Origin of the sequence: Flavobacterium sp. FlaQc-57, from assembly GCF_044007395.1 — a bacterium.
In the GTDB taxonomy this organism is placed as follows: domain Bacteria; phylum Bacteroidota; class Bacteroidia; order Flavobacteriales; family Flavobacteriaceae; genus Flavobacterium.
This window is the reverse complement of record NZ_JBIPDA010000005.1, coordinates 337,808-354,399: the sequence shown is the minus strand read 5'-3', so window position 1 is coordinate 354,399 and position 16,592 is coordinate 337,808. Positions and strand designations below refer to the sequence as shown.

The window sequence follows — 16,592 nt, the reverse complement described above, 5'->3', positions numbered from 1 at the left end:
GTAGGAATCAGCATTTGTAAGGGTTTGTAAAATTCTCACAAATATTCTATTGTAAAAATTTTTCTACAATATGTTTTTGTTATAAAATTGCGTCATAAATAACCAAATTTAATTTTTTATAACAAAAACCCAAATTATTATGAAAAAAGTTCTTTTTACCGCAATTGCAGCGTTAATGCTGTTTGCTTGCCAAAATGACCAAACTGAATCTACTGGTCCAGAAACTAATGCTGCAACGCGTCGTGCATGTGCATCACAACAAGTGTTAGAAGCTCAATTGAAAGCTGATCCAATGTTAGCGATCAGAATGAATGAAATTGAAGCTTTTACAAACAAGAGTATGCTTACTAATCGTCTTGTAAACGGAAAAATTGAAATTCCGGTTGTTGTGAATGTTTTGTACAAAACAGCTGCACAGAATATTTCTGATGCACAAATTCAATCACAAATTGATGTCTTGAATAAAGATTTCAATGCATTAAACTCAGATTACAATAGTGTTCCGGCTCTTTTTGCTGGTGTAAAAGCGAATGTAGGAATTACATTTGTTCTGGATCAGATTATTAGAAAATCAACTACCAAAACTTCATGGGGAACAAATGATGCCATGAAAAAAACAGCTCAAGGTGGTTTGGCACCAACTTCTCCAACTACGAAACTTAATTTATGGTCTTGTGCCATTGGCGGCGGAATCCTGGGTTATGCACAATTTCCTGGTGGAGCATCTGCTACAGACGGAGTTGTAATTGATTCAAGATATTTTGGTTTATCTGGTGCTGCAAATGCTCCATTTAACTTAGGAAGAACTGCAACTCACGAAGTGGGTCACTGGATGAATTTACGCCACATTTGGGGAGATGCGAATTGCGGAAGCGATTTAGTTGCTGATACTCCAACTCATAACGAAGAAAATTATGGTCTACCGGCATATCCACATTATAGTACATGCTCAGGAACTCCTGTAGAAATGACTATGAATTATATGGATTACGTTGATGATAATGCAATGTACATGTTCTCACAAGGGCAAAAAAGCAGAATGGCTGCCATATTTGTTTCCGGTGGTCCAAGAGCTGGTTTTGGAATCTAAAAGACAACAAAATCTAAAAGCTAAAAGCGAGATGATATCATCTCGCTTTTTTTTGTTTCTTACTAAATTTCAAAAGCTTTTTCCTATATTTATAATCTAAAATTGAATCATGATAACATCGAAAATTATTTCAAACGGAATATTAAGAGCTTTAACAACAATCTTAGTTGTAGGCGCCATTTTATATTTTTTATATGAAATACAAACTGTAATTGTTTATTTATGCATTTCGCTGATATTGTGTTTAATTGCAAACCCATTAGTTCAATTTTTAAAGCATAAATTAAAATTCGGTAACTCGCTAGCCGCAACAACTGCGCTTGTTCTATTTATATTGGCAATAGTTGGTTTTATATTATTATTTGTGCCTTTAATCATTTCGCAAGCCAATAATTTATCTTTGTTAGATACTAAAAATTTACAACAGCAGTTTATTGAAACGGAACATACTATTGAATCTTACTTTAACATTCAACATGTAGATTTAAATAAAGTTTTAAAAGATTCTAAAATAACCTCTATTATAGATTTTACCTATTTTACAGGTTTTCTAAATTCAATTTTTGGCTTTATGGCCAATATGGGAATGGGCCTTGTATCTGTATTTTTTATCACTTTTTTCTTTATCAAAGATCAGGATGCTTTTAAAATAAGTGCAAGAAAAATTCTTCCTGATACTAATGAGGATAAAATTTTAAACTCTATTACAAAAATAAATCACTTTTTAACCCGCTATTTTATTGGTTTATTACTGCAATTAACGGTCGTATTTATTTTGTATTTAATTGTTTTAATGATCTTTGGAAATGAAAATGCATTTGTAATTGCGTTTTTATGTGCCATTTTGAATGTCATTCCATACATCGGGCCAATAATCGGGACTATATTAGCCGGAATTTTAACCATGATCAGTATGATTGGAAGTGATTTTCAAACAGAAATTCTTCCAAGAACAATATATGTAATCATAGGATTTTTGTTGGTTCAGGCTATTGATAATAACATTAGTCAACCAATAATTTCATCAAAAAGTGTAAATTCGCACCCGTTAGAAATATTCTTGGTTACTTTAATCAGCGGAATTACTTTTGGGATTGTTGGGATGATTATTGCAATTCCTGTTTTTACAATGGTGAAAGTAATTTTAAAAGAATTTTTTCCTAACAACAAAGTTGTCTCCGTATTAACCGAAAGAATTTAGCATTGAACACTCCTATTTTACGCCAAGATATTCAAGATTTTATAACTGAAAATAGTGGTGGTTCAATTTCAAAATTAGCACTTCAGAAAAACCCGTTTCCTGAGATAGACTGGATTTTAATTCTAAATCAAATTGAAGCCAAATCTAAAGCAAAGGAAAAATTACCAACCTGGTTTTCGACTGCGAATATTATTTATCCGAGTAAAATATCGGTTGAACAAACCTCATCTGAAAAAACAGCAGCTTACAAGGCTTCTTTAATATTGGGAGAAACGTTAATTGATCTAACCGGAGGTTTTGGAGTCGATGATTATTACTTTTCTAAGAGATTTAAAAGCATAGCGCATTGTGAAATCAATGAAGATTTATCGGCAATTGTAAAACACAATTTTGAGCAATTACAAATTGAAAATTGTACTTTTTATGCTAATGATTCTACGAATGTCTTAAATGAATTAAGTCAAAAATGGGATTGGATTTATATTGATCCTTCACGCAGAAATGATGCGAAAGGCAAAGTTTTCATGCTGAAAGATTGTTTGCCAAACGTTCCGGATTTATTGCACTTTTATTTCGAAAAAGCCAACTCAATTCTAATAAAGACTGCTCCGCTTTTAGATCTTTCGGCAGCTTTATCAGAACTTAAATTCGTTAAAAACATTCATATTATTGCCCTTGAAAATGAAGTAAAGGAATTACTATTTGAAATTCACAATCATTATAAAGGTGAAATCACGATCAAAACTGCTAATATTTTAAAAGAAAAAATTGAAAGTTTTGAATTTGTTCTAGGTGATGAAATCGCTTATCCATCCTATCACTTGCCTCAAAAGTATGTTTACGAACCCAATTCGGCTATTATGAAATCTGGTGGTTTTGACGAAGTAAGTACTATTTTCGATATTAATAAACTCCATAAACATTCCCATTTATATACTTCTGAAGATTTGATCGATTTTCCGGGACGTCGTTTTGAAATCGAAAAAGTGATTCCGTATAGCAAAAATGAAATGAAAACAGAACTTGCTAATCAGCAAGCAAATATCACTACAAGAAACTTTCCGGACACAGTAGAAAACATTCGAAAAAAATGGAAAATAAAAAATGGAGGAAATTTGTATTGTTTTTTTACAACTGATAAAAATGATAACAAAATAGTTTTAATTTGCAGAAAAATAACTTAAAAATGAAACAACTAATTACACTAACCTTTTTTCTATTAACCTTTACTGCTTTTGCCCAAAAACCATGTGAATACAGTGCAAACGTGAATGACTCTATTGGTAGTTACAAAGTAACTAACGAATATATGATTAGCGAAAAGTACTTTGGCGGAACTTTTAATTACATCTTCTTTTCGTTGGCTCAAACAGATGGTTTACCAACTTTAAACTTACAATTGATTCAAAAAAGCAAAGATTTTATAAAAGCAAATTGCTTTGATAAAAGCTCAAAAATCTATTTACAGTTAGAAAACGGAAAAATAGTTACATTAATGCATATTAATCAGGAGAACTGCGGAACGCTTATTCGCGATGATAAAGGTTTTGATAATCGCGTAAACACGGGAATCTTTATGTTTATGAAAGATAATTTTGAAGAACTAAAGAAATCTCCTATTTCGATCATGCGAATTAAATACTTGACAGACACAGAAGATTATATTGTTAAAACTGACTTAACTTCTGAATTGAATGGTAAAGTTTACCATCCGAATACCTATTTTATGGAGAACATTAGATGTGTTGAATAACTAATTACATTCCCATTTTTGATTGGAAACAGTATCTTTTAAACCTGTTTTTAAATTATAATGCCACCACTCTGAATCGAATGAATTGAAACCATTTTTTATCATTACATTCTTAAGGTATTTTCTATTTGCTTTTACTGGCACAGGCAACTTTTTATAATTGTGACTGGCCTGAATACCAAAATAATCGAAAGTAGTTCCCATTTCGAGTTCTACTCCTTGAGCATTTACTAAAGTAATATCTACGGCTCCTCCTCTATTATGGATGGAGCCTTTTTTTGGATCAGCAACATACTCCGGATTTGGCACAATCTCCCACATTTTCTGTTGTATTGATAAAGGTCTGTAACAATCAAAAAGCTTTATTTTACAGCCGTTCTTCATGAATTCTTTATTGGCAGCAATTAATGCTTTAACAGTCTTATAGCGCAACATACACTCGGCGCAATCATATACTTTGGCTTTTAGAAAATTATCTTCGGTAGCGTATTTCATGTCGTAAACAAAATCGCTGCTATAATCCTTTAAATTTACAAAAGTAGTATCACTAATTTCCTGCGTCGTTTCACTCGAGTAAACTTCGTTTTGAGCTTCTGAAGAGACGATCCAAAAAAGAGAAATCAGAAAAAATAATGTTTTAGTAGATTGTGACATGTGCTATAAAATTTGAAAAATGAAATTAAACAAAAAAATCCATTCTCTTATTTAATATTTTGAAAGTCTTTGAATTCATAGTTTTTATCCTTTTATACCAAAAGAAATCTTCTCTAAAAAGCTATTTTAAACTACTGTTTCGCTTTTAATTTTGAGATCGTTCTTTGTTTTTCTATTAAATGAAATGACAAAATAAAAAGTACCATGGCAAAGAAATAAAAATAAATATCATTCGAACCAGAAATCCAAAACAATGCAAAATAACCCACTATAAATGATACAATTCCGACTATAAAACCAATTATAAAGAAGATAAATTTATTGTGTTTCGTTAAGACCAAAAAATAAACTGCACTTAAAAGTACAATCATTTTTAATGCCGAAAAAATTCCGCCATCTTTTCCGTAGTGATAGGAAATATCTGTTTCTATTTTAAAATTAATATAGAATATAACCCCCGTATTAATGAGAATTAGTAAAACGATTAAGGCAATCCTTTTCATTTGATCTCTATATTATATTCTTTTATGACATACATATCAAGAATTGATTTACTATACTTTATATTAAGAACATAATGTTCTATTATCTCTTTTCTTGTCAAGTGATCCGGATTACTATAACCCAAACTATATCCTTTATCTTCAAAATGATAGTACAATAAATCTGATCTGCCTGAAATATAATTATCAATTGGCAGCTTTATTTCCTGAGTAGGCAAATCATTTGCTGTACTTTCTAAATAAAAATTAACAGCTACTTTTATAGTGATGAAAATAAAAAATGCGAAAATAAGACATCCCAAAAGGTCAATAAACAAATCTACTTTATCGTATATTTTGTGATTCTTTTTGGTTAGGTTGTTTTTATCTTTTTCTTTTTGATTGTACTGATATAAAAAAACAAGTATAATTAAAAAACAAAGCAGAAAAAGCGATATATTTAAAACAAACGGAAAATTTAAAATCAATCTGTACCCTCTTTGAAAAATAATTAATACAAACGCCATTACGAAGTAAATCCATCGCTTTGAAAGTATCTTTTCGGTCATTATTTCAGGTTTGATTTATTCACTCGTTTTTTCTTTATAATTTTAAAAATGAAGAAGATTATCAAAATAATTAAAACATTAGTGACAAGATTAATGCTCCCCATAAAACCACATTGTCTTTCGCTTCCTGAAATGTCAAATTGGTAATATATTGCCGGATATCCCACAACGAAACCTGTATTAAATGGCGGAAGACCAAACAATAGACTATATAAAACTGTTGCAAAAAAGTACACTATTGCTATTATTATCACTGTAAATAAACTCTTTTTCATAAACTATTTGGAACTAGATTTTCTAAAAAAATAATTTGCAGAAAGGTACTATTATTTAAGTATTAAAGCCAAAAATTATAACTTTTGGCTTTACTGAATATTTTTTTTAATGCATTTAGTTAATGAATAAACTTCATTTTTAGTACCAAAAATTGCATGTACTTTTTTAATTTAATAACTATCAGATTATAACAAAAACACAATTACGCAAGCTATTTTTCATTCTTTATTATGAAATAATGAATTTGCCTGATATTCCGGATGCTTATCGATATAAGCCTTTATATACGGACAATAAGGTTTTACTTTAAGATGATGCTCTTCAGCATAATCCAAAACATACTTTGCTATATAAGCAGCAATTCCTCTTCCTCCTAATTCCGGTGGAACTTCGGTATGAATGTAAGCAATACCTCCTTCAAACAATTTGTATTGTTCAAATGCCATATTTCCGTCGAGATGAATCTCAAAACGTTTATCTTTTTCATTGTTTATAACGGTATATTCCATGATGATTTTTTTTAGTAGTGTAAAATTAATAAAGAATAAAGCACTAAGCACTTAATCTAGGACAAGAAATATTCAACAACAAAAACCATAAATCAATGATTATCAAAACATAAAATACAAATAATCAGTTTAAAAATTGGAGCTTCAACTTTTTTAGAGATCATTTTTACATTTAAATTAGCCCACTTCTTTCAAAAACAAATCAAATCGAAGTTTGACACTGGTCGAAATTTTATAACTTTACTACAGCAACATTTTTCTAGTTGTTATTAAGAGCGATTACCTATTTATGATTTTGCGTTCTGTAATTATGGCAGAACTTTCAAACCTTCAGAAAATGAAAAAGAGAGAAAAACTAGAAATTATTAAGAAACACTATCCTAATGCTTTAACAACTATCGATTTTATAAATAAAATCATTGATTATGTTGAAGAAAAACTAGATTTAGAACCCGCACAAATAATGTTAGCGGATAGTATTTGCAGTGATGATGTAAACAGTATACAGTATCCTGCCAGAGCGCTTGAATTTTTAGGTCCTTTTAAAATGGGAGGATTAGACGGATTTCCATTTACCGGATTAACAGGTATGCAGGCTTTTGCGAGTCATGTACCTGATGAAGGTGCCGTTTTTATATATTATGGTCCACATATCGGAATTTCGAAAGATGGAATTGTTGGCGAAATAAATCGATTCGGGCAAAATAAAAATTCAAGTTGTTGCGGTGCTGCCAAGGGAGCGCTAAATAAATTGGCAGATAACGATATAAAACCTGGTAATATTACAGAAATGGATTATCAGATGAATACTATTGAACAGATTTTATACAATCAAAAGGATAGAATTCTAAGCCAAAAAATCCCTCTCTATGAAGCTACCGAAGTAGTTTATGAAGCCATTGACAAACGAATTTTAGAACTCGTAGCTGCTACAGAATACAATTGTAAATATGTAATACTTACTGGTATAATTTTAATTAACAGTGATAGTGATGTTGGGTCTTTTTCTTCAACTAAAAGATTTGAAATCATCAATCTGAAAACAGGAGCTAGAGAAGACTTAATCTCTATTATAAATCCCACTTTATAAGAATTGAATAAACGAACCAATTAATAGTTTCTTATTTGCAACTAATAACCCGTTGGGTGTAATTATTTTGCATTTAAACTTAAAAAAAATCCCAAACATTTAATTGATGTTTGGGATTTTTCAGCATAAGTAAATTTTACTATTAAATTAAATTGATTTCGATTACAATTAACATTTGATATCCTTTTGGGATCGTTTTTTTACTTTCCTACTCTTTTTTGTAAATGTGCCGGATATCGATCTCCATGTATTGTTGTTTGTGTAAATGCGTAATCAATTTTTTTAATATCATTGGCAGATAAATTAATTGATGCGCCTCCAATATTTTCGGTTAATCGGTGCGATTTTGTAGTTCCGGGAATAGGTACAATCCAAGGTTTTTGTGCCAGCAGCCAACCCAGTGCAATTTGCGCAGGTGCAGCTTGCTTTTGATAAGCAATTTCGCCCAATAATTCTACTAATCTTTGATTTGCTTTCCTGTTTTCTTCAGTAAAACGAGGTACAATATTTCTAAAATCGGTACTGTCAAATTTTGTATTTTCATTAATTGCTCCTGTCAAAAAACCTTTTCCTAGTGGGCTAAACGGTACAAAACCGATTCCCAATTCTTCAAGTGTTGGTAAAATCTCTAATTCTGGTTCTCTCCACCAAATAGAATATTCACTTTGCAAAGCAGTCACAGGCTGAACTGCATGTGCTTTTCGAATAGACTGAACACCAGCTTCTGAAAGTCCAAAATGCTTTACTTTTCCTTCTTGTATAAGCTCTTTGACAGTTCCCGCTACATCTTCCATAGGAACATTTGGATCTACTCTGTGCTGATAAAATAAATCAATAACATCTGTTTTTAATCGTCTTAAAGATTCTTCGGCAACTGCTCTAATTCGTTCTGGTCGGCTATCTTGACCATTATTAGCATTTCCATCTTTAAAACCAAATTTGGTTGCGATAACAACCTCTTTTCTAAACGGATTCAAGGCTTCGCCCACTAATTCTTCATTTGCAATACCATAAGCTTCGGCAGTATCAAAAAAGGTAATTCCTTGTTCGTATGCTTCTCTAATAAGTTTTATAGCATCTTGTTTATCCGTTGCTGGTCCATAACCATAACTTAATCCCATGCAGCCTAAACCAAGAGCTGATACTTCTAATCCGTTTCCTAATATTCTTTTTTGCATGACTTTATATTTTTAATGATTTTTTAAAATGTGGTTGCCACCGAATTAAGGATAATCCACTTCTCATTTCGTTTTTCAAGATGCATCGTTTGTTGCAAGCGCCAATTATTTCGCGTTCCCCAAATTCGAGCATCCAAAAGATTCTGTCCAACAAATACAGCTTTATTTCTATCAATATTTACCGAAGTTTTTACCTCTGAATATGAATAATATTTCATTCGTTCACTTTCAATCTCCGAGAACCATTCTTCTTTAGATTGCACATATCCGGTAATGTGTGTGAGTGTGAAATGCGAATCTAAAATCTTATTCATTTCTACAATATTCTTATCAATCATCAACTCTGTTAATTGACGGGTTAGATCCAGAATTTCCGATTTATTATGATCTATTTTATCAGTTTCCATAATGTGTTGTAGTTTCAACTTTGTTAATGAATACGCATTTATTGAATTAAAAATGAGTATTAAAAGCAACTCTTCAATTATATATCAAGCTTTCTTTCACTCAACCATTTCACCATCATTGGATCTCTGTGATCAAAAAACAAACTTTTATTGGTGTCCAATGTTGTAATTATTTCCATATCCTGATCAGAAAGCTTGAAATCGAAAATATCAAAATTCTCTGCCATTCTTTCTTTTTTAACCGATTTTGGGATCACAATTACATTGCGTTGTGTGAGCCAACGAAGAATAACCTGAGCAGTACTTTTATTGTGCTTTTTACCTATAGAACTTAGTAATTCATTTTTGAAAATGTCATTTTTTCCTTCTGCAAATGGTCCCCAGGATTCAATTTGCACATTATTCTCCTGAAGGAATTTTTGTGTCTCAATTTGCTGATGAAAAGGATGTGTCTCAATTTGATTAATCGCAGGGACAACTTTGTTCTGCAAAATTAAATCGATTAATCTGTCGGGATGAAAATTGGCAACACCAATGGCTTTAATTTTTCCTTCAGAATATAACTCTTCCATTGCTCTCCACGAACCATGAACATCTCCATAAGGCTGATGAATTAAATATAAATCCAGATAATCTAATTGCAAACTATCCAGCGATTTCTGAAATGCTTTTTTCGTGTTTTCGTAACCCGTGTCCTGAACCCAAAGTTTAGTCGTAACAAATAACTCTTCTCTGGCAATTCCGCTTTTTTTGATGGCATTACCTACCGAAACTTCATTTAAATAGGAAGCTGCCGTATCAAGAGAACGATAACCAACATTTATAGCGTCAATGACACTTTTTTCGCATTCTAACGGATCTGTAATTTGAAAAACTCCAAATCCTAAAATGGGCATTTCTACCCCATTGTTTAAAATAACATTTTCCATTTTATATATTTTTATTTATTCGTATAATAATCTTGCTACCATTTTGATGGTACAAATTTCCTTCAATAACCGTATCTTTATAGTATACAGATTACTGCAATAATTACCATTTTTACTGATTTGGACTTTCGACCTAACTCCTTAACAATCTGAACAGTATATTTGTATGACAAATTCAAAGAACCACAAGATGGAACAGATTATAAAAGTTGAAAATATTGCAGAATACAATAACCTTAAAGGTGTTGAAACTCAGCATCCTTTAATAAGTGTATTCGACAATTATAAAACAAAAGCATTACCAAATCATAGTCGCATGCATTTTGGTTTTTATGCTGTTTTTTTAAAGGCGGGAAAATGTGGAGAATTAAAATACGGACGTAACAGCTATGATTATGATGACGGAACTATGGTTTTTGTTGCACCTGGACAAGTCATTGAAATTAAAAATAAAGAGGATTATCAACCTACCGGTTTGGCTTTACTTTTTCATCCTGACTTAATAAAAGGAACTTCACTGGCAAAACTAATGAATCAATATTCTTTCTTTTCGTATGAGTTTCATGAAGCACTTCATTTATCTTTAAAAGAGCAACAAATTATAAAAGATCTATTTTATAAATTAGAATACGAACTAAGTCACTCTATTGATAAGCATAGCAAAAGCATTATTGTCAATACTATTGAGTTACTGCTAAATTACTGTGTTCGGTTTTATGACAGACAGTTTATAACCCGTGAAAACATCAATACGGATGTCTTATCAAAATTTGAAAACTTATTAAATGATTATTTCCAGTCTGAAACTCCTCAGGATATTGGTCTTCCTTCTGTAGGATATTTTGCAGATCGTTTGCATCTTTCTCCGAATTATTTTGGTGATTTAATCAAAAAAGAAACCGGCAAAACTGCACAGGAACACATTCAATTAAAATTAATAAATCTAGCCAAAGAACGAATTTTTGACACTGATAAATCGGTCAGTCAAATTGCATCTGAATTAGGATTTAAATATCCGCAACACTTTAATAGAATGTTCAAAAAGAATACGGGTTACACACCAATTGAATACAGGAGCTTAAACTAATTTTTTTACTATAAACAAATAAAGAATGCTTGAGAATTTCCCTTTTTATCTAGGTATACTAATCATTATTTTATTGCTGATTATGGTGGCTAATAAAATAAAAGTAGCTTATCCTATACTATTAGTTTTGGCAGGATTGGCTATAAGTTTTATTCCTGGTGTACCTGTTATAAACATCGAACCTGAACTCATATTCTTTATTTTTCTGCCACCATTATTGTATGAAGCTGCCTGGACGGTTTCGTGGAAAGAAATGTGGCGTTGGCGCCGTATAATTACCAGTTTTGCTTTTATAGTAGTTTTTCTCTCGGCACTTTCAGTAGCATTGGTGGCTAATTATGTTATTCCGGGCTTTTCGTTAGCATTAGGTTTTTTATTAGGCGGTATTGTATCTCCTCCAGATGCGGTAAGCGCCGGTGCCATTTTAAAATTTGTTAAAGTACCCAAAACAATCTCATCAATATTAGAAGGCGAAAGTTTATTGAACGATGCCTCTTCATTAATTATTTTCAGATTTGCAATGATTGCCGTTGCAACGGAACAATTTATATTTTATAAAGCGGCATTGAGTTTTAGCTGGATGATTATTGGTGGTGTCGCAATTGGTTTATTGATTGGATGGCTATTTATGAAAGCGCATAAATATTTACCTACAGATGCTAATGCAGATATCGTTTTGTCATTGCTTACACCTTACATTATATATCTGGCAGCCGAAGAGGTACATAGTTCGGGCGTTTTAGCAGTAGTAAGTGGCGGTTTACTTTTGTCTAATAATAGACATCGTTTTTTAAGCAGCAAATCTCGTTTGCAGGGAGTAAATGTTTGGGAAAGTCTTTGTTTTATACTAAATGGATTAGTTTTTATGCTAATTGGATTGGATTTGCCCGAAATTACTAAAGGACTTGAAGCAGTTAATATTAGTCTTATAACAGCAATTGGATATGGCATTTTGATAACATTCGTTTTGATCGTTAGTAGAATATTGTCTTCTTACGGTGCCGTAATTGTTACTTTAATTGCCCGTAATTTTATCACTGTTGCTGATAGTAGAAATCCTGGTTTGAAAACACCTTTTATACTGGGCTGGACCGGAATGCGAGGAGTTGTTTCATTGGCAGCTGCACTATCGATACCTGTTTATTTAAATAATGGAAATGGTTTTCCCCAACGCAACCTCATTTTGTTTATTACATTTATTGTTATTCTTTTGACTTTGTTAATTCAGGGATTGACATTACCGTATTTTATCCGAAAAATTAATTTTACTGTTTTTGAAGATACTGTACCGCGCGAAGAAGCATATCATCTCTTGCGAAAAGAATTAGCTGAACATGCTTCAAATTATTTAAAAACTAATTATAGTGACCAGATAGAAAGTAATGCTTCATTGCAGCAATTAATTCAAAAATGGGAACAGCATAGTAATGAAATCGATGATGAATCTATTGGAAAAGATCTTAAAGATATTTATCTTGATTTACTGAATCAGCAAAGACAATGGTTAATAGCTAAAAATAAAGAAGATCAAACTTTAGATGAAACAATTATAAGAAGACACATGCATTATTTGGATATTGAAGAAGAAAAATTACGTTATATATAATCGAAAACTATCTGATATACCTTTATACTTTCAAATTAATGAAAATGTTTTTTTGAGCTCTAAAAAGCAACTTTAATAAATATTTTACTTCGACAATATCGCATATTCACTTTTACATATAGTGCTATGAAGAAAAATTAGCTTTTCTATTCTTCTGAAACTGCACCCAAACATAACCCAAAGCTAAGAAAACCATTCCTGCACTGGCATACATCAACATCGGAATTTTTGCAATTACATCCTGATATACCCAACCTGCAAAAAGAGCACCAAGACCAATTCCTGCCTCAAGTGCAATATACATTGTCGCCATGGCTTTACCTCGATGTTCCGGAAAACTCATATCGACTGTCCAGGCATTTAAGGCTGGCGAAACAATACCGGTAGAAACTCCATAAATTGCAGCTCCAACTAAAAGTCCTGTAATTGAAGTCGAAAAACCAACAATCACCAATGATATAATCAACAAGAAAAGTCCGATTACAATCAAATGAAGACGTCCGTATTTGTCAGACGCTTTTCCGGCCCCAAAACGAATCATCACCGAAGTAATCGTAAAAACTACAAAAAACAGACCTTTATTGGTTATTCCTAAATGTTGACTCCAATCCGGAATCAATGTCAGAATTACTCCGTAAGCCATATAAGATAAAAAAGTTACTATAGCTGCCGGTAATACTTCGAGAGCAATAATATCTTTTCTGGAAATTCTCAGAATACGCAGGCTAAAACGTTGTTTGTGTTTTAAAGTTTCCTTCATATTCATTAGAATAACAATAGACATAAGTGCAAAAACAGAAGATGCATAAAAAAGCATATTCATAGAAGAATACATTTTAATTGTACTTCCAATCGCAGGTCCAAGAGCCATTCCTATAGAAAAACAAAGCCCATGCAAACCCAAAGCTTCACCCCAACGCTCTCTCGGAATAATATCAGCAACATAAGCTGCAGTAGCTGTAGGTTTGAATCCTGTCGAAAATCCGTGAATTAATCTTAGAAATAAAAACCCGGAAACTGTTGTCAAAACGGGATATAAAATGCCACAGACAAAACAAACAATAGAGCCAACTGCCATCACCGGCACTCTACCTAAAGTATCTGTCAACCTACCACTGAAAGGCCTTGAAATTCCGGCTGTCAATGTAAAAAAGGCAATAATCAATCCTTTATATTCAGCTCCACCCATATTACTTAAGTATTCCGGAAGTTCAGGAATTAGCATGTTAAAGCTGGCAGAAAAGAGCAGTGAACTTAAACAGACTAATCCAAATTGAAGATTGTAAATTGGATTGATGGCTTTTGCAGAGGAATTCATGAAGGATTTTTAAAAGTGCAAAAATAACGAAAACTCAAGTTGTAAACTAATAATTAATCTTAATTGGCAAAAGTTATTGTTTTTACAAACGATCATAATATTAAAATACTACCTAAGCAATTTGCACTATTAATTTGAAAAGAAATAGTTCTATAGAAATCATTATGAAACAAAAAAAGTCTTCAAACATGATTGTTCAAAGACTTTTTTTCTGTTTAAAAAGTGTGAATTATATTGTGGTAAAATTATTTAATTTTTATAATTCCTTTGTGAATTTTGAAAGCCCTTCTTCTAACCAACTCTGATACTCTGCCGTCGCAGCCGTATAGCCAACTGGTTCCAGCAATGTTTGTTCATTATGATCCATCAATACATAATAAGGTTGTGAATTAGATTTGTAACGAAGTGTCTGCATTTCACTCCATTTTTGTCCAATATACTTTATTTTTTTTCCGGGATTTAATTTAGAATCAACAATATCTTCAGCGGTCAACGTTCGTTTATCATCTACATATAAAGAAATTAGAACAACATTATTCTTTAAGATGTTCATAATTGCAGGTTCTGTCCAGACATTCTGTTCCATTTTTCTGCAATTTACACAAGCCCATCCAGTAAAATCTAACATTACAGGTTTCCCCACTTTTTTAGCATAAGCCAGTCCTTTGTCATAATCGTCAAAAGCCATTATATCATGTGGAGCCAAAAGATGTGCCCCTTCAGGAAGTTCCGCTGCTAACGATCCAATCTCGTTACTATTTCCTTTAGAACTCCCAACACCGTAAGGAGATTCACTATAATCCTGAGGTGGCGGAAAAGCACTTATAAGATTCAATGGAGCTCCCCAAAGTCCGGGAATCATATAAATAGTAAAACTTAAAACAATTAATCCCAAACTTAAACGACCAACCGAAATATGTGCTGCAGGTGAGTCATGAGGCAATTGTATTTTTCCGAATAAATAAAATGCCAAAGCTCCAAAAATAGCAATCCAGATCGCCAGGAAAGTTTCTCTTTGAAACCAATGCAATTGTAAAACTAAATCGGCATTGGATAAAAATTTGAAAGCCAAAGCCAGTTCCAAAAAACCTAAAACTACTTTTACAGCATTTAACCAGCCACCGGATTTTGGCAAAGAATTCAGCCAACCCGGAAATGCGGCAAACAAAGTAAATGGTAACGCTAAAGCCAAAGAAAAACCAAACATCCCGACAAAAGGAGCAATTCCTCCCCTTGAAGCTGCTTCAACTAATAATGTCCCTACAATTGGGCCCGTACATGAAAACGAAACTATTGCCAAAGCTAGAGCCATAAATAATATTCCGATAATACCGCCTTTGTCTGCTTGATTGTCTACTTTATTTGCCAGCGAATTGGGTAACATAATTTCGAATGCTCCCAAAAAAGAGAAAGCAAAAAATACTAGTAAAATAAAAAATATCAAATTAAACCAAACATTCGTAGAAAGTGCATTTAATGAATCGGCACCAAAAGCCCATGTTACAACCGCACCAAGAAAAATATAAATCGTGATAATAAAGATTCCGTAAAAAATGGCTTTTTTAATTCCCTGCGATTTTGTTTTGCTTTGTTTGGTAAAAAAACTTACCGTCATCGGAATCATCGGAAAAACACAAGGCGTTAACAAAGCAGCAAATCCTGATAAAAAAGACAATATAAAAATGGTTCCCAAACTATTTAAATCTTGTTTATTTGGTTTTGCTTTTTGCGGCTTTTTTATTGGCGAAATATTTTTCTTAATCGGAAGATCAGCTACCTGAACTTCTTCGATCACCTTCAAAGAATCTACTTTTACATTTGCAGCAACAACATTTGCAGGAATATCTTTTGATGCAGTAATCTTAGCAATTGGACTTATATTAAATTCAAGCTCATCATAACTTGGCGGAAGACAATTTTCGTCATTACAAGCCATAAACTCAACTTCGGTCTTAATTTTAAATGGCTTATTACTACTTATTTTTATACGTTGTCTAAAAGTGGTTTCTTTTTCAAAAAACTTAATTGACATTTTAAATACCGGATCATTAATTATTTTTCCTTTTTCTTCTTTTACTTCTCCAAGTAATTGAAAATCTGGACTTTTTGTAAAATTAAAATGTGTGGGTAGTGGACCGCCATCGGCAACATTCTGACTGTACAAATGCCAGCCATTTTCTATTGTAGCCTGTGCCTGCAATTCATATTCAGTCTCTGAAATTTTTTGCACATTCGTTTTCCACTTGATGGGATTGTATATTTGAGCATTTGCCATTATCGAAAACAATAGCATAATACTCACTAAAAATATGTTCTTGTTCATGGGATAAAATTTTAAAGAATAGGGGCTGAATAGCAATAAACAGCCCCCTTAATAATCCGCTATAAAAACTTATTTGCTTACTAATTCAAAATAATTATTGATAGGGAGAACTAATTAAAC

The 16,592-nt window shown here is 32.2% G+C and carries 17 protein-coding genes; 7 read left to right on the top strand and 10 right to left on the bottom strand.

Annotated elements, in window-relative coordinates; all coding sequences use genetic code 11:
• Positions 1-139: 139 nt before the first annotated feature.
• The 4 genes from ACHRVZ_RS17065 to ACHRVZ_RS17050 all read left to right on the top strand — a co-directional run bounded on the left by ACHRVZ_RS17065 (position 140) and on the right by ACHRVZ_RS17050 (position 4,044).
• Positions 140-1,090, top strand: a complete 951-nt coding sequence (locus ACHRVZ_RS17065) for a zinc metalloprotease (RefSeq protein WP_395424090.1) — start codon at positions 140-142, stop codon at positions 1,088-1,090.
• 109 nt (positions 1,091-1,199) lie between these two features.
• Positions 1,200-2,291 carry an AI-2E family transporter gene (locus ACHRVZ_RS17060; RefSeq protein WP_395424089.1) on the top strand — a complete coding sequence of 364 codons (1,092 nt, stop codon included), beginning with the start codon at positions 1,200-1,202 and terminating at the stop codon, positions 2,289-2,291.
• A gap of 2 nt (positions 2,292-2,293) precedes the next feature.
• On the top strand, positions 2,294-3,475 hold the full coding sequence (locus tag ACHRVZ_RS17055) for a class I SAM-dependent methyltransferase (RefSeq protein WP_395424088.1): 1,182 nt from the start codon (positions 2,294-2,296) through the stop codon (positions 3,473-3,475).
• A 2-nt stretch (positions 3,476-3,477) separates the two neighbouring features.
• On the top strand, positions 3,478-4,044 hold the full coding sequence (locus tag ACHRVZ_RS17050) for a hypothetical protein (RefSeq protein ID WP_395424087.1): 567 nt from the start codon (positions 3,478-3,480) through the stop codon (positions 4,042-4,044).
• Here the strand turns inward: ACHRVZ_RS17050 and ACHRVZ_RS17045 are convergent, their stop codons facing one another.
• From ACHRVZ_RS17045 to ACHRVZ_RS17025, 5 genes are all read right to left on the bottom strand, one after another.
• Positions 4,045-4,698, bottom strand: a complete 654-nt coding sequence (locus tag ACHRVZ_RS17045) for a M15 family metallopeptidase (RefSeq protein ID WP_395424086.1) — start codon at positions 4,696-4,698, stop codon at positions 4,045-4,047.
• Between the two features lie 131 nt (positions 4,699-4,829).
• Positions 4,830-5,201: a hypothetical protein gene (locus ACHRVZ_RS17040; RefSeq protein ID WP_395424085.1), complete on the bottom strand. Its 372-nt coding sequence runs from the start codon at positions 5,199-5,201 to the stop codon at positions 4,830-4,832.
• Positions 5,198-5,749 carry a hypothetical protein gene (locus ACHRVZ_RS17035; RefSeq protein WP_395424084.1) on the bottom strand — a complete coding sequence of 184 codons (552 nt, stop codon included), beginning with the start codon at positions 5,747-5,749 and terminating at the stop codon, positions 5,198-5,200. Before ACHRVZ_RS17035 ends, ACHRVZ_RS17040 begins: the two co-directional genes overlap by 4 nt.
• Complete coding sequence (locus tag ACHRVZ_RS17030; protein WP_395424083.1) at positions 5,749-6,024, bottom strand: hypothetical protein; 276 nt, start codon at positions 6,022-6,024, stop codon at positions 5,749-5,751. Before ACHRVZ_RS17030 ends, ACHRVZ_RS17035 begins: the two co-directional genes overlap by 1 nt.
• A 219-nt stretch (positions 6,025-6,243) precedes the next feature.
• Entirely contained in the window at positions 6,244-6,534 is a 291-nt protein-coding gene (locus tag ACHRVZ_RS17025) for a GNAT family N-acetyltransferase (RefSeq protein WP_395424082.1), read from the bottom strand.
• A 337-nt stretch (positions 6,535-6,871) separates the two neighbouring features.
• Between ACHRVZ_RS17025 and ACHRVZ_RS17020 the strand changes: the two genes are divergently transcribed.
• The gene (locus ACHRVZ_RS17020) at positions 6,872-7,624 is read left to right on the top strand and encodes a hypothetical protein (protein WP_395424081.1); all 753 of its coding nucleotides are present in this window, start codon (positions 6,872-6,874) and stop codon (positions 7,622-7,624) included.
• A gap of 200 nt (positions 7,625-7,824) precedes the next feature.
• Here ACHRVZ_RS17020 and ACHRVZ_RS17015 read toward each other — a convergent pair whose 3' ends face one another.
• Genes ACHRVZ_RS17015 through ACHRVZ_RS17005 form a run of 3 tightly spaced genes read right to left on the bottom strand, consistent with a single transcriptional unit; the run spans position 7,825 to position 10,138 of the window.
• A complete protein-coding gene (locus ACHRVZ_RS17015) occupies positions 7,825-8,802 on the bottom strand; it encodes an aldo/keto reductase (protein ID WP_395424080.1) in 978 nt (325 codons plus the stop codon).
• Between the two features lie 23 nt (positions 8,803-8,825).
• On the bottom strand, positions 8,826-9,227 hold the full coding sequence (locus ACHRVZ_RS17010) for a nuclear transport factor 2 family protein (protein ID WP_395424079.1): 402 nt from the start codon (positions 9,225-9,227) through the stop codon (positions 8,826-8,828).
• A 59-nt stretch (positions 9,228-9,286) separates the two neighbouring features.
• On the bottom strand, positions 9,287-10,138 hold the full coding sequence (locus tag ACHRVZ_RS17005; RefSeq protein WP_395424078.1) for an aldo/keto reductase: 852 nt from the start codon (positions 10,136-10,138) through the stop codon (positions 9,287-9,289).
• Between the two features lie 190 nt (positions 10,139-10,328).
• Between ACHRVZ_RS17005 and ACHRVZ_RS17000 the strand changes: the two genes are divergently transcribed.
• Together ACHRVZ_RS17000 and ACHRVZ_RS16995 are read left to right on the top strand one after the other, a co-directional pair.
• Positions 10,329-11,225, top strand: a complete 897-nt coding sequence (locus ACHRVZ_RS17000; RefSeq protein WP_395424077.1) for a helix-turn-helix domain-containing protein — start codon at positions 10,329-10,331, stop codon at positions 11,223-11,225.
• Positions 11,226-11,250: 25 nt separating this feature from the next.
• On the top strand, positions 11,251-12,831 hold the full coding sequence (locus tag ACHRVZ_RS16995) for a Na+/H+ antiporter (RefSeq protein WP_395424076.1): 1,581 nt from the start codon (positions 11,251-11,253) through the stop codon (positions 12,829-12,831).
• Between the two features lie 124 nt (positions 12,832-12,955).
• On the opposite strand, the gene ACHRVZ_RS16990 is transcribed toward ACHRVZ_RS16995, so the two are convergent.
• Together ACHRVZ_RS16990 and ACHRVZ_RS16985 are read right to left on the bottom strand one after the other, a co-directional pair.
• The gene (locus ACHRVZ_RS16990; RefSeq protein WP_395424075.1) at positions 12,956-14,149 is read right to left on the bottom strand and encodes an MFS transporter; all 1,194 of its coding nucleotides are present in this window, start codon (positions 14,147-14,149) and stop codon (positions 12,956-12,958) included.
• 256 nt (positions 14,150-14,405) lie between these two features.
• Positions 14,406-16,472, bottom strand: coding sequence for a cytochrome c biogenesis protein CcdA (locus ACHRVZ_RS16985; protein WP_395424074.1), 2,067 nt, complete (start codon positions 16,470-16,472; stop codon positions 14,406-14,408).
• Positions 16,473-16,592: the final 120 nt, after the last annotated feature.

What these genes read in the sequence shown, in the direction of transcription:
- ACHRVZ_RS17065 (WP_395424090.1), top strand. Translation starts at nt 140, where the DNA reads ATGAAAAAAGTTCTTTTTACCGCAATTGCAGCGTTAATGCTGTTTGCT.
- ACHRVZ_RS17060 (WP_395424089.1), top strand. Translation starts at nt 1,200, where the DNA reads ATGATAACATCGAAAATTATTTCAAACGGAATATTAAGAGCTTTAACA.
- ACHRVZ_RS17050 (WP_395424087.1), top strand. Translation starts at nt 3,478, where the DNA reads ATGAAACAACTAATTACACTAACCTTTTTTCTATTAACCTTTACTGCT.
- ACHRVZ_RS17045 (WP_395424086.1), bottom strand. Translation starts at nt 4,698, where the DNA reads ATGTCACAATCTACTAAAACATTATTTTTTCTGATTTCTCTTTTTTGG.
- ACHRVZ_RS17040 (WP_395424085.1), bottom strand. Translation starts at nt 5,201, where the DNA reads ATGAAAAGGATTGCCTTAATCGTTTTACTAATTCTCATTAATACGGGG.
- ACHRVZ_RS17035 (WP_395424084.1), bottom strand. Translation starts at nt 5,749, where the DNA reads ATGACCGAAAAGATACTTTCAAAGCGATGGATTTACTTCGTAATGGCG.
- ACHRVZ_RS17030 (WP_395424083.1), bottom strand. Translation starts at nt 6,024, where the DNA reads ATGAAAAAGAGTTTATTTACAGTGATAATAATAGCAATAGTGTACTTT.
- ACHRVZ_RS17025 (WP_395424082.1), bottom strand. Translation starts at nt 6,534, where the DNA reads ATGGAATATACCGTTATAAACAATGAAAAAGATAAACGTTTTGAGATT.
- ACHRVZ_RS17020 (WP_395424081.1), top strand. Translation starts at nt 6,872, where the DNA reads ATGAAAAAGAGAGAAAAACTAGAAATTATTAAGAAACACTATCCTAAT.
- ACHRVZ_RS17015 (WP_395424080.1), bottom strand. Translation starts at nt 8,802, where the DNA reads ATGCAAAAAAGAATATTAGGAAACGGATTAGAAGTATCAGCTCTTGGT.
- ACHRVZ_RS17005 (WP_395424078.1), bottom strand. Translation starts at nt 10,138, where the DNA reads ATGGAAAATGTTATTTTAAACAATGGGGTAGAAATGCCCATTTTAGGA.
- ACHRVZ_RS17000 (WP_395424077.1), top strand. Translation starts at nt 10,329, where the DNA reads ATGGAACAGATTATAAAAGTTGAAAATATTGCAGAATACAATAACCTT.
- ACHRVZ_RS16995 (WP_395424076.1), top strand. Translation starts at nt 11,251, where the DNA reads ATGCTTGAGAATTTCCCTTTTTATCTAGGTATACTAATCATTATTTTA.
- ACHRVZ_RS16990 (WP_395424075.1), bottom strand. Translation starts at nt 14,149, where the DNA reads ATGAATTCCTCTGCAAAAGCCATCAATCCAATTTACAATCTTCAATTT.
- ACHRVZ_RS16985 (WP_395424074.1), bottom strand. Translation starts at nt 16,472, where the DNA reads ATGAACAAGAACATATTTTTAGTGAGTATTATGCTATTGTTTTCGATA.